At 48.5% G+C, this 13,662-nt stretch carries 7 protein-coding genes; 2 read left to right on the top strand and 5 right to left on the bottom strand.

What is annotated here, in order from left to right:
- Positions 1 to 1,146 precede the first annotated feature (1,146 nt).
- Entirely contained in the window at positions 1,147 to 2,358 is a 1,212-nt protein-coding gene (locus IQ256_RS01315) for an RNA polymerase sigma factor, RpoD/SigA family (protein ID WP_193853491.1), read from the top strand.
- Positions 2,359 to 2,568: 210 nt separating this feature from the next.
- Here the strand turns inward: IQ256_RS01315 and IQ256_RS01320 are convergent, their stop codons facing one another.
- From IQ256_RS01320 to IQ256_RS01340, 5 genes are all read right to left on the bottom strand, one after another.
- The gene (locus IQ256_RS01320; protein WP_193853493.1) at positions 2,569 to 3,405 is read right to left on the bottom strand and encodes a PHP domain-containing protein; all 837 of its coding nucleotides are present in this window, start codon (positions 3,403 to 3,405) and stop codon (positions 2,569 to 2,571) included.
- A 68-nt stretch (positions 3,406 to 3,473) separates the two neighbouring features.
- Positions 3,474 to 9,488, bottom strand: a complete 6,015-nt coding sequence (locus IQ256_RS01325; protein WP_193853495.1) for an AAA family ATPase — start codon at positions 9,486 to 9,488, stop codon at positions 3,474 to 3,476.
- Positions 9,489 to 9,611: 123 nt separating this feature from the next.
- Complete coding sequence (guaD, locus tag IQ256_RS01330; RefSeq protein WP_193853497.1) at positions 9,612 to 10,982, bottom strand: guanine deaminase; 1,371 nt, start codon at positions 10,980 to 10,982, stop codon at positions 9,612 to 9,614.
- 318 nt (positions 10,983 to 11,300) lie between these two features.
- Positions 11,301 to 11,555: a hypothetical protein gene (locus tag IQ256_RS01335; protein ID WP_193853499.1), complete on the bottom strand. Its 255-nt coding sequence runs from the start codon at positions 11,553 to 11,555 to the stop codon at positions 11,301 to 11,303.
- Positions 11,556 to 11,673: 118 nt separating this feature from the next.
- Positions 11,674 to 12,516 (bottom strand): DUF362 domain-containing protein, encoded by an 843-nt coding sequence (locus IQ256_RS01340; protein WP_228024453.1) that lies wholly within the window; start codon positions 12,514 to 12,516, stop codon positions 11,674 to 11,676.
- On the opposite strand from IQ256_RS01340, the gene folP reads away from it, so the two are divergent.
- Positions 12,506 to 13,603, top strand: coding sequence for a dihydropteroate synthase (gene folP / locus IQ256_RS01345; protein WP_193853504.1), 1,098 nt, complete (start codon positions 12,506 to 12,508; stop codon positions 13,601 to 13,603). The two genes, IQ256_RS01340 and folP, sit on opposite strands and share 11 nt — an antisense overlap.
- The last annotated feature ends 59 nt before the right edge of the window (positions 13,604 to 13,662 follow it).

The following is a 13,662-nucleotide window of genomic DNA, read 5'->3' on the forward strand; positions in this document are numbered from 1 at the left end:
GCTTCGGTTCAGCTCATATGCTGGCGCCATCAAAACAATCTTCTTAACTAGGAATTGCCCCCTTCCTATAGAGAAGGTCAGAGGTAGCAAAGTATCTATATACAAGAATATTTCTATCCCAAACAGATAGCCGAAAGCAGGCTATCACTTGCCGGTTCTAACACCTGCTATTTCAAAAGATAGAGAAAACTAGAAGCGGATACTGAAGGGTGTAATCCAAGAGCAGCTAATGCGCTGACTGCCTGTGCCTGTTTCAATATCAGCATACTCAGGCCACTTTTTTAATAGTGCGTCTCTATTGTATATAGACTTACAGAAGCCTTGTCAAAAGTGAACTTGACTAATAAAAGTAGAAGAAGCTATGTATTTATCTTGAAGAAAGTAGCCAACTAAGCTTGCTAAAGCATTAAGCCTGCTGAAACTTGTTTACCGCTAGAACTAGGTCTGCCGATAGATGTTTGTGCAACTGTATGCAGCTTATAAGTTGTTTTATATGTTGTGAGTATTTTCTCGGAAAAGTTTGACCAAGGAAATGTGACTTACTGCTCGTGATTTTGTACTATCACTCCTCCTTGCATATTTTGTGGGAAGGGTTCGGTGATTACACTGTAGAACTACTACTCGATCACCACGTAGATTTTGTCATCATATAGAAGATTGCTAAACAGAGAGTAAAGCTAATTAAGTAGAGACTCTCAGCAGCTTCTAACTTTGAACTCAGGGTTTTCTCTAGTCGTGTTGTTACAGTAGCTAAAAGCATCAGACTTTAGGTCTTTTCAATGCTTTTCATATCTAAATTAGTGAGTCAATCTAGTAAGTCGTAGATTTACTGAGTTCAGATAGATGTCTGAAGTTAATGTGAAAGAGTCAGTGTAGAGGGCACTGACGTCAGCACCTAGTTGCACACTATATTCTCTGTAACTTAATTCAAGTTAATCAGTAGGCATAGGCAACATAGCAAAAAGCGTTCAAAAGTGCTAATCTAAACTCATAACGATTACGAGTAAGCGGTTTACTCACATATGATGCGATCAATGATATTCAGTCGGTCTAGTTTTCTACGGTAGAGCGAGCAAGAAAATGCTAGTCGCCTGTTTACCCTTTAATTTGAGCGCAAGAGATTTTTTTTGATAGAGGCCCCGGAACATGGCTAAAAGTACAGAAAAATTTAGATCAACCCAGGGCGCTGATAACGTACAGCAGCAGGACGCTACTAGCACACTAGCCGTTCAGGAGAAGAGTATGACTGACGCAAAACAGACGGCAACAAAAGTAAAAAGAGTAACCAAGACAAAGAAAACTACCGCAAAGCAAGCTGCTACTAAGAGATCTGCCACCAAGAGATCTGCTACTAAGAAGTCTGCTAATAAGAAGTCTGCTAATAAGAAAACTAAGCCGGTATACACAACAGATGCCGTTCGGTCTTATCTTCACGAGATTGGTCGAGTGCCACTGCTCAGTCACGAAGATGAGATTGTACTAGGCAAGCAGGTACAGAAAATGATGGCTCTACTAGCTATCAAAGACGAGCTAGCTGCTCAGCTGCCTGAAGGCGAAGAGCGTGAGGTTTCTGACGCTGAGTGGGCCGCTGCCGCTGATATGACCGAGTCTGAGCTAGATCATCATATGCGCCGTGGTCAGCGTTCAAAGCGTAAGATGCTCGAAGCCAACCTACGGCTGGTTGTTGCGGTGGCGAAGAAGTACCAGAAGCGCAATCTAGAGTTTCTAGATCTAATTCAGGAAGGAACCTTGGGACTAGAGCGTGGGGTTGAAAAGTTTGACCCGATGAAGGGCTACAAGTTCTCAACCTATGCTTACTGGTGGATTCGTCAGGCAATTACCCGTGCGATCGCCCAGCAAGCGCGCACCATTCGCCTACCCATTCATATCACCGAAAAGCTCAACAAAATCAAGCGCGTTCAGCGAGAGCTTTCTCAAAAGCTAGGTCGCAGTCCGAATGCGGTTGAAATTGGTCAGGAGCTAGAGCTAGAGCCAAAACAAGTTCGAGAGTATCTCTCTATCGCCAGACAGCCCATCTCTTTGGACGTTCGCATTGGTGATAACCAAGATACCGAGCTTCAAGATCTCTTAGAAGACGATGGCGATTCACCAGAAGATTACACAGTGCAGCAGTCGCTTCGCTCCGATATCTTCAGAATGCTTTCAGAGCTGACATCTCAGCAGCAAGAGGTCATTAACCTGCGCTTCGGTCTAGCCGATGGCAATCCTCTTTCCCTAGCGAAAGTCGGTCAGCGCATGGGCATCAGCCGGGAGCGCGTACGTCAGCTAGAGCAGCAGGCTCTCAAGCATCTGCGTCGTCGTAAGGCGAGTATCAACGGCTACCTAGCGGCTGGTTAAGCTTCAGTGAATGCTACTTAGTGAGAGCTATCTAGGGCGTGTTCTCTTCTGAGCATTCAAAGTAGACAACAGGACAGATAGAAGTGTGCGCTTCTATCTGTCTTTTAATATGTTTGCCTTTGAATTTGTGAAAACATATCAGCCAGACTATCCCAAAACCGACTAGAACTCCTCAGTCACATTCAGCTTTCGGCGTCATTCTTTCAGGTTTCAAACACGAATTGACTTAAGGCTATCAGCGGCCAGTTTGATCGGCCTGAGCAGGTCTAGAGGTAGTGCTAGCGAATTTAAGTCTTTAAAGTCTGGATTCTTCTCTTTCTTGGGGCCGTGATAGTCGCTACCTCCTGTCATCAGCAGGTGGTGCGTTTGGCAGTATTCCTCTAGTTTGCGGGTCTGGCTAACGCTGTGAGTCGGATGGTAGACCTCTATGCCCATTAGCCCAGCTTTGATTAGCTCAGGCAAGATAGTTTCGACTGTCCCCCCTCGAAAAATATAGGGATGCGCCCAGACCGGAACTGCCCCGCAGCTAAGCAAAAGCTCAATACCTTCTTGGGCGGTGAACTTTTCATAAGGGACATAGGCTGGACCGTCGTCTTTGAGAAAGCGGTCAAAGGCTTCGCGATGTGAGCTAACGTGGCCTGCTCTTTTGAGGGCGCTAGCGATGTGAGGGCGTCCAGGAGCCATTGCCCCTGACAGGTCAAGAAGTTCGATAGGATAGCCCAGTTCGGCCAGCTTGTCGGCCATTTTTTGGGCGCGTCGCTTGCGGCCTTCGACCCGTTCTTGTAGTGGCGCAGCTAGTCGATCTTGGTCTGGGTAGAAACCAAGAATATGCATCGAGCGCCCGTTATAGACAGTGCTCAGCTCTAGTCCAGGAACAATTTCTAAATCGAGTGTCCTTGCGGCTGCAGTCGCTTCTGCCCAACCCGCCATCGTGTCGTGGTCGGTAATAGCTAGCACTTTCACGCCTTGTTCGGCGGCAAAGTTCACGAGCTCTGTAGGCGTAAGGCTACCGTCTGAACAAGTGGTGTGGCTGTGGAGTTCGAGCATGTGGTAAGAGGAGGGACGCTGTAATTACTATGATACAGGGCACAGAAGACATGACCTTCTCTGTATCTTTAGAACGGGAGTTGAATACAAAACTCAGTGCCCTCTCCTAACTCAGACGCTACGGTCAAGCTACCGCCATGTTTTTCGGCGACGATTTGCTGCGCGATTACCAAGCCCAACCCGGTGCCTTTGCCCACCCTTTTAGTAGTAAACAGGTGGTCGAAGATCCGTGCTTTCACGTCTTCTGTCATCCCTTTACCGTTATCGCGAATACGAATTTCGAGCCCTTTCTGGTCAGGACACAAGACCGTTTGAACCGTGATAATTTGAGGCTGCTTTTTGAGCACAGCAAAGGATGATTGATCAGCGGCTTCGTCAAAGATATCAATGGCATTGGCCAACAGATTCATAAATACCTGATTGAGCTGGCCGGGGAAACAGTCGATGTCAGGTAGCTCCCCGTAGTCTCTGATGACGGAAATCTCAGGGCGATGCTCATTGGCTTTGAGCCGATATTTGAGAATCAGTAGGGTGCTATCAATGCCTTCGTGCAGATTGGCACTGACCTTGTGCTCGGTATCAGCGCGAGAGAAGGTACGCAGGCTTGTGCTAATAGATTTGATGCGATCATTAGCACCCTTCATGGCGTCCAGCAACTTAGGTAAATCCTCACTCAGGAATTCGAGATCAATTTCTTCTGCATTTTCCTGAATCGGTGCGACTGGACTGGAGTAGTGCTGTTGATACAGGGCCAGATGTTCCAGTAAATCTTGTACATAGTCTTTCCCATTGATAATGCTGCCGTTGAGAAAGCCGATCGGATTATTGATTTCGTGGGCGACGCCTGCGACAAGATTTCCCAGCGATGCCATTTTTTCGCTTTGGACAGTTTGCAGTTGCGATTGCTCCAACTCTTTCAAGACCTGTCTGAGTTTTTGAGTTTTCTGGGAACGTTGATTAGACTCAAGAGTCAGGGCAATCAAGTTAGCAATCGAGCGGATAAAAGTTTTTTCAGCCTGACACCACTGTCGTTTATCCCCTACTTGCTCACAACAAATTACGCCGCTAACTTGACCATTGACCTGAACTCTAGCGTCGAGCATAGATGAGACATTAAATACATCGAGATAGCCCTCCTTAAACTCTCTGGTACAGGAATCGATCCAGGTGTCATCTATAGCTAGGATTGATTCTGACGTGATGGCTGAGAAATAGACTGGGTAGTCAACGACCTTGAGCACTAGACCTGTTGAATGATCTTGGCTGGAGTGTTGAAACAGGTCTACACATGTAATTTGAGTGCAATCCTCATCAAACAGCCAAATACTCACTCGTTCTACGCCTAGCAGTTGTGCTGTTATGGTTGTTAATTCTTGGAATGCATCACTCAAATGCCCTTGGCTAATGGCTTTACTTTCAGAAAGCTGCACCAGTGCCAGAGCCTGTTGTTGCATCATTTGCTCATTTTTCTGTAACTTTGCTTGGGCATTTTGTAAGGTTTGTAGCGACTGTTCTAATTCTTGGGCATTGGCTTGTGACTCCTGATAAAGGCGAGCATTTTCTAGGGAGATGGCGGCTTGGGTACAGAGGAGGTTGAGCAGTTCAACGCGATCACCCGTAAACGCTCCGACCGTAACTTGATTTTCTAGATACAAAATGGCGACGGGCTTGCCCTGCTGCAAAATGGGGGTACAAAGCAGACTTTTAGGCTGATGCTGCAGCACGTAGGCATCGGTGGCCAGGTTGGGATGGCCAGTAGCATTAACGATCACCACAGGTTTTTGAGTGCGTTTAACGGTGTGAATTAAGCTGTGGGGGACCTCTACACTGCTAGAAAGCTCGATCGCGTCTACTCGGGTTGGCTGATTGACGGTGGCAATAGCTTCTACAAACCACTGGCTCTCACGCGGTAGCAGCAGTGCGCCCTTGGTTGCCCCAGCATTTTCGAGTACTGCACGCAGTAAGGTGGCTAGGAGCTTGTCGAGTTGAATTTCACTAGACAGGGTTTGCGACGCTTTTAGAATGGTTGTCAGATCGAGGGTAGCCGAGATATTGGTGCTGTCATAGGTAGAGGAATGCTGGGTACCAGGAGCCTGAAATGACGTAAGCGTACTGATAGCAAAGACGGTTTCCGTTGCCGATAAAGCGGTCTGTTGTTGTTGTTGCGAAATCGGCGCGAGCAAGTTGGGATAGCACTGCTCCAAGTCCTGGACTTTGGCTTTTGCGCCCCAGTGAGCATAGCCATAGTAGGCATTGGTCAGATACTCTTGTGCAATTTTTTCTTTGCCCCAGTTGAGATAGAACTTGGCAGCAAGTTCGTTGGCTAAGGCTTCTTCTTGGATGTAGCCGTTGGTCTTAGCGCCTGTGATCGCCAAATCATAGTGTTCTACCGCAGCCATTGTGTGACCCAAAACGCTTCGGTACTCTGCTTCTATCAGGTCATGCTTATGCTGGAAGTTCATGGGGGCATGGTTAGCCCAACGCTGCATTTCGGCCTGATTGGTCTGAACTTTGTCTAAGATAGCGACTTGTGAATCCTGCTCAGCCTTACTAAACCAAGCTAGTTGGGCTAATGAATCGTAGAAACGGAAAACATGCTCGTCAAAAAAACCAACTACTCCGTCTAGATAGGATGCGGCGATCACAGCGTAATCAACTGCACTTTGATAGTCGCCAAACAGGTAAGCCAGAATCAGCTTGTTGAGATAGACATAATGCAACCCAGTGCGATCCTCTGCCGCAAGTTGTAACGGCAGCGATTTGCTCTCGTCGTAGGCAGTCCCAGTTAACTCGCAAGGATCAGCAGATTGTCCTAGTAAATTCAGCACTGCTTGAGCAAAACTTTGCATCCAGGGTAAGGTGTTCCCCTGTTTGATGGTCGCTAAGGACTGACAGCCAATTCCCATCTCCTTGTAGAGCTGATTCAACTCTTCGCCCACGAAATAAAGATATTGGGCACGGTTCATGAGCGCATAGCCCCCAAATTGAAAATCTCCGGTTTCTAGTCCGGCTTGATAAGCTCGCAGTAAAAAGGGTAGAGATTCTCTAATATGCCTCTTTCCGTAGAGCAAAACAGAGCTAGCCGCAAAGGTGCCGCTGACACGGTTGCCCGTAGAGGGATCTAAATCTAGTTGACAAGCGAGTTGGCCATAGTCATAAGCAGCTTCGAGATCCTGAAAGATATTTGACTGCAACACCCCGTAGCCAGCATACGTAAATGAACTAGCAGGTGAGTTCCCCTGATGCAGCGTGAGCGACATCATCTTGCAGGACACAAAAGGAAACAAGTGCGGTACAGCTTGATAAGCAGCCGAGGTGAGAGCCGCCAAGATACGGATGGCCGCCAAAGACGGAGCATCTTGCATAGCGGGAAGGTGTGCTAAGTCAGCTATCGCTCTGCCGTTCATCGCTGAGGTGATAGCTGCCAATTCGCACTGTAGATCTTCTGGTGTCGGCGTTTCTGGAAAATTAATGCCTAGAAATCTTAGAATTGATAGCCCAGTTTGTAAGGCATCGATTAGGCGAGATTGAGCCACGTAGGCTAGTATCTGTACTTCGTAAACTTTGACCTGGTCGAGATACGATCGCGCCTGTTGGAGTACAGTAGCAATAAGTTGTTCTAACACCTCAAACTCACCGCTTAAATAGGCAGCTTCGGCAGCGGTTTCATGCAGATGTAGCGCCAGTTTGTACTGAGTATCCCAAGCTTCTAGGCTCAGCAACCTAAGCCCTGTTTGTAAATAATTTAGAGCAACAGTATAGGCAGCAGCAGCTTTGGCTTTGCGTCCTGCCAACAAATTGAGATCGACAAGCCGAGCTATTTCTGTTGCATCAGTAATCGTCGGAATAGCTAGATTCCAATGAGCAACAATCGAAAAAATAGTCGCCTCTAGGTCTGCGGCGGCTGTGTTTTGCAGCAACAGCCGCCCGATTTGAAGATGAGTCGTGTTTTGTTTGCCTTCGGGAATCAGCGAATGAGCGGCTTGCTGAACTCGATCGTGCAAAAATCGATAGGCTGGATTAACATTGTCCTGACAATCTGTTTGGCTCGTGTCTTGGAAGAATTTATAGCTCTGAGAGGTGGGTAAGATCAGACCGTCTTGTATTGACTGCCATAATGCGATCGCGACATCGGTAGGGGACTGTTCTAATACAATTGCTAAGGTCGCCAAGTCAAACTGATTGCCGATGCAAGCGGCTAGCTTCAGTACCTGTTGGGTTTCAGCAGGTAATTTTTGCAACTGCAGCGCCATAAATTCGACGACATCATCGGTGAGCGATAACGCTTTCACCTGGGCAATGTCACATTCCCAATAGCGGCGGTTTCGATTAAACGTAATGTGTCTTTCTTCATGCAATGCCTTGAGGAACTGGGTGGTGAAAAAAGGATTACCTTTGGCTTTGCGATCGATTAATTCGGCCAGGGGGTGCGCTAATTCCACCGAACAATTTAACGTATCAGCGACGAGATGATTGGTGTCGGCAAATGCCAACGGTGCCAGCGTGATGGTATTGACAGTCACTTGGGCTTTCTTCAGGTCTTCCACCGTTAGGATAAATGGGTGAACGGGTGACACTTCATTGTCTCGATAGGCTCCCAATATCAACAGATAGCCGTTGTCATTCATCAACAGTCTAATCAGCTGAAGTGATGCCGAATCGGCCCACTGCAAATCATCTAAAAACAATACAAGGGGATGATCTGCGGTGGTAAAGACTTCGATAAACTTCTGGAACAGTAGATTAAATCGATTTTGGGCCGCACTGCCGGAGAGTTCTGTAACTTCGGGTTGTTTGCCAATCACCTGCTCCAATTCTGGAATTACGTCTATCAGAACCTGGCCGTTTTCGCCCACCACAGCTAGGATTTTGGCTTGCCATTGCGCTAGTTGGGCGTCGGATTCGGAGAGCAATTGCCCCATTAAATTACGCAAGGCTTGGACAAAGGCAGAGAGAGGAATGTTGCGATTAAACTGGTCAAATTTGCCTTTGATGAAGTAGCCGCGCTGGCGCACAATCGGCTTATGGACTTCATTCACTACCGCTGTTTTGCCGATGCCCGAAAAGCCCGCCACCAGCATCAGTTCTGAGGTGCCGGCAGAAACGCGCTCAAAGGCGTCTAGTAACGTTTGAATCTCAGCCTGGCGACCGTAGAGTTTTTCGGGGATGAGGAAGCGATCGCTCAAGTCCCGTTCTGCTAAATCAAAGGCGGCGATACTACCCGTTTCTTTCCACTGCGCCAGACACCGCTCTAGATCGTGTTTGAGTCCTAGAGCACTCTGATAGCGATCTTCCGCATTTTTTGCCATTAGTTTAGCCAAGATCGCCGCCAGCATCGCGGGCACATCAGAGTTGACCTGACCGAGCGGCATCGGCACTTTGGCCATATGGCAATGCATCAACTCTAGCGGATCGGATGATTCAAACGGTAGTCGCCCGCTCAATAGCTGATACAGCGTGACACCAAAGGCATAGAAATCAGCCCGGTAATCAATCCCACGATTCATCCGCCCGGTTTGCTCTGGTGCCAGATAGGCCAGCGTCCCTTCCAAAATGTTGGGATTCTGGATCTCTTGCGTTTCCTTGGGCAACAGGGAGGCAATACTAAAGTCGATCAGCTTGACTTGTTTGGAGTCGGGGTGAATCAGAATATTGGCGGGTTTGATGTCTTTATGCACCACCCGATGCTGGTGCAGGTCGTGAAGAATCTCGGTAATTTGCAGGGCGATCGCCAACACTTCAGTGAGATCTAGCGGCGACTGTTGGAGATACTGATTTAGTGCCACTCCGCCCCAGTCTTCTATGACCAGCGCATAGCCGCCACCAAAGGGTTCGAGGCTAAGTGGATGGACAATGCCAGGGATAGCTAGGTTTTTGGCAATCACATACTGATTGCGAAACTGTACCAATTCGCCAAAGCTAGGATAGTCTTTCCGCAGCACTTTGATCACCACTGGCTGTTGCGTTGCCGCTTGCACTGCCTGGTAGACTGCGGTCCGGGAGCCTAGGTAGAGCTGCTCGGTAATACTGTAGCCGGCAATCTCAGGGACTAGCTGGGATGAAGCATTAGTGAGAGGTGCCATAAGTGCGGAGGGTGGTCAGAGGTTCGCTCTTAAAGTTCCCTAGTGAAGCCAAGCTTTTGTCTACGGCGGCTCGACCACTATCGCTAAAGGGCACAGAGATACAAGAGGTCAGACACCCTTATTTCAGCCCGTGGCGGTTTGTTCGTAGGCCAGCTCTCCCAATATATGAACGGCTTCGATGGCGCGGTCGTCTCCCATCATGATCAGTGAAAAAACGCGATCGCTCAGTTCGCCCAAAGAGGTGGGTACACCAGCACTATTGCGAAAAGCCATCAGCGGCGTAGATCGAAGATTGAGCACGATAAAGTCAGCCTCTTTGCCGACATCAAAACTGCCAAGGCTATCCTCTAGACACAGTGCTTTTGCGCCGCCTAAAGTGGCTAAAAATAGTGCCTCAAATGGTGATAGCTTTTGCTGCCGTAGCTGCGCTACTTTGTAAGCCTCGTTAGCGGTCTGTAAGAGTGAGAAGCTAGTGCCCGCGCCAACATCTGTACCTAATCCAACCTTGACTGGATACTCCGACGATTTTGCCTGCTCAATATTGAACAAGCCACTGCCTAAGAACAAATTTGAAGTAGGACAAAAGGCGATCGCACTCTTCGCTTCTGAAAGCCGTTGAAATTCTGCATCGCTCAAATGTACACCGTGGGCAAAAACAGAACGTTCCTTCACCAGTCCGGCCTGATCGTAGGCGTCTAGGTAGCCACTACAGTTGGGAAAGAGTTCTTTCACCCAGGCGACTTCCTTGAGATTTTCGGAAATGTGCGTGTGCAGATAGACGTCGGGAAATTCTCTGAGTAGATCGCCTGCCTTTTGTAGCTGTTCGTCTGTTGAGGTAATCGCAAAGCGAGGCGTGACAGCGTAGCGAAGCCGGCCTTTTTTGTGCCACTTTTGAATCAGGGCTTTGGTCTCTTGGTAGGAGGATTCGGCAGTATCGCAAACCGCTTTGGGGGCGTTGCGATCCATCATCACTTTGCCAGCGATCATGCAGAGGTTGCGGCGCTCTGCAGCTTCAAAGAAAGCATCTACAGATTGGGGGAATACGGTGGCAAAGACAAGCGCGGTAGTGGTGCCGTTGCGAAGGAGCTGGTCTAAAAAGATTTCAGCAACGGCTCTGGCATAATCTTTGTCTTTGAATTTTCCTTCTGTTGGAAATATGTACTGATTTAGCCATTCGAGCAGTTGTTCTCCGTAGGCTGCAATTATCCCAGTTTGGGGATAGTGGATATGGGTATCAATGAACCCTGGCATAATCAGCCGATCCGCATAAATGGTAATCGGAATATCTCCGTACTCAGCTTGCAGTTCTTCATAGGGGCCAAAGGCTTTGATTTTCCCATTCTCTAGAACTAGCAGGCCATCTGGCAGATAGCGGACGCTTTCGGCTTCAGGTACATAAAAGGGGTCATCTACAAAATCTAAGAACGCGCCGCGAATGGCCTTGAGTTGGTTCTTAAGCTGAGGCCGATTCGATTGGTTTTGCAAAACCCCCATCTAAGCAAAGCTCCTAATATGTGTCTTCTATAGGCGTGGTTCAAAGCCGACTTTTAGGTAAGCATTCTGCTGATAGCTTGTAGATGATAGCAAATCGCCCTAACTCGCTTTCAATTCCTCTTCAAGTATTACTTGACGAAGTTGAAGCAACACCTGAAGAGCACTAGGCTAATCTACTAGATATCTTGCGCCAGTTCCGCAAAACAGTATCCTCTACAAGTGATGCTGAAGTAGTTGTCAGCGTCGAGCAGGCACAAGAAAATCTGGACAACCTACCGCTGCGCTAAAAGCATTGGACACAAAGGAGCGACTGAAGCGCTATTGATCGTGGTAAATTCGCTCTAGCCAATCGCGCTGCTCCTCGCTAGCAGGAAGATAAGGATAAAGGCTAGCCTTAGCGCTATAGCGATCTTTGGCCATGACGATGGACGATTGTGCAGACGCTTGAGGCCGCTGCACCATAAAACGAAGAATTGATTTCCAGAGGGTCTTGTTGGACTGCGTTCGAGAAGACTGTCCAACGGGTTGCTGAGGTTGATCGGCGGATGAAGTGAAGTGAGACTTATTTTGCACTGTCTAGCTGAAAAATGAAACTGTATATTTAGATACTATTTTAACTATAAAAATGCGTTTTGTTAGCAGGCAGCGGCATCATTCTTGCTTTAGCCCTATGGATGAGTTGGCAGATCAGCTAAGCAGGCGGACGAAGTGTAGCGATCGGGGCTAGATAATCTGCCTGGCGTTCTTGAGCGACCTCGCAAGCAAGCTGGTCAACAGCTAGCAAGTCATTTCCCCAGATAACCTGACCTATGTCGAAGCTGTTGCCCTTGTCAGGCTTGTAGTCGTGACTGATGAACTTGCGATCGCAATCCACCACCCCACCATCAAACAAATGCCCGATACAGAAATACACATCTTGTAAAACCAGCGGCACAGACGGACGATGCAGCTGACCGCGTGAGTGTGGGCTGCGAGCCCTGTATTTCTCTCTAGGAAATAGGCCGTAGAGATTTTTGAGCGAGGCAGAGATCAGCTCTCTACCTTTCAAATTCGTCTTTTTGAAAGCACTCACAGAAATTCGGCAGTCTACTTCCTGTAGCAGCTTCGGTGCCCACATTGTCTTGAAGCGAACGGGCTCAGGCAACTGGTTAGGGTACTCGATGCACTCTAATTCATCTGCATTGAGTAGTCTGATCCCTTCGGCTAGTAAAGGCATTAGGCCATTCTTGACAGCAATATCCGCCAGCGAAACCTTAGAGCAAACGCCCTCGACAATTAGGATTTCGGCGGTAGGATTAGCCTTTCTCAGCCCTTCTAACACGTTGCTGAGTACAGTCATACTGACGGTGACGGGCGGTCCGACCGGATAGCCGAGGTTTGGTTTTACCAAGATTCGTCTTGCCGTTTTGGCAGTGGGGGGCGGCGAATAGATAAAATCTGCTGTACTGATGGACTGGGCGGCAGTTGGAACGACAGTTTGAGCAGCAGTCTGAGTAGTGTTTTGCAGCGGGTAGGAATGAGCGATGGCTTTCAAGGTAGTGACACCTGGATACGAGGAGGCGTTCGAACGGTGGACAGATGCATTAGAGCAGGCGAATGCGATGAAATCGTCGCTCAAGAGCTGGTTCAAAGATATTCGCATTTTAGAAGACGGTAGACCGGTGTGGGTGTTCGGCAGAGGGCGATCGCACCCCGAATACCTCGGGCCGGGCACCTACGACAGGCTCGCTAGACTATTCATGATCGAAGGTCAGGTGGCAGCGCAGGCAGCAACTATGTGGCAAATTCGCGATCAAAAATTTATTTGGGGCGATCGCACTTATCTGATGGGCGTGCTGAACGTAACGCCCGATAGCTTTAGCGACGGGGGTGAATTTAATACGCTCGAAACAGCCCTAGCTCAGGCGATTGCGTTAGTAGAAGCGGATATGGATATTTTGGACATTGGCGGACAGTCTAGTCGCCCTGGCTCAAAGCCGACCACGCTAGCAGAAGAATGTGATCGCGTCCTGCCCATTATCAAAGCCATCCGCAGCCACCCTCACAATCAGCTGCAAAACATTCCTATTTCAGTCGATACTACCCGCGCCGAAATTGCCAAAGCCGCTCTAGAAGCAGGCGCAGATATCGTCAACGACATCTCCGGGGGCACCTACGAGCCCGACATCTTGAACGTGACGGCCAAGGCGAACGCACCTATCATGCTGATGCATTTGCGAGGTACGCCTGAAACCATGCAGCAAATGACCGACTACGACGATCTAATGCGAGAAATCGTTCTATTCTTAGCCGGACAAGCCGATAAAGCCGTAGAAGCTGGCATCGATCCCAAGAAAATTGTGGTCGATCCTGGCATTGGATTTGCCAAAACTGTCAGCCAAAACCTCACCATCCTAAAAGAGCTTGAAGCGCTCAAAGCTTTGAACTGTCCGATTCTGGTCGGAACATCTCGCAAAAGCTTTATCGGCAAAATCCTCAATCAACCCAACGCAAAAGATCGCCTGTGGGGAACGGCGGCGACAGTGGACTGTGCGATCGCCCACGGCGCAGACATCATCCGCGTACACGACGGCCCCGAGATGCGAGACGTCTGCCGAATGGCCGATCGGCTTTGGCGCTAAGCTCCATTCACTATTTACTGTTCTCAATTTCCCTCTTTTAGAGCATTTGAGAACCGGAC

Source organism: cf. Phormidesmis sp. LEGE 11477 (assembly GCF_015207105.1).
In the GTDB taxonomy this organism is placed as follows: Bacteria; Cyanobacteriota; Cyanobacteriia; order Phormidesmidales; family Phormidesmidaceae; genus Phormidesmis.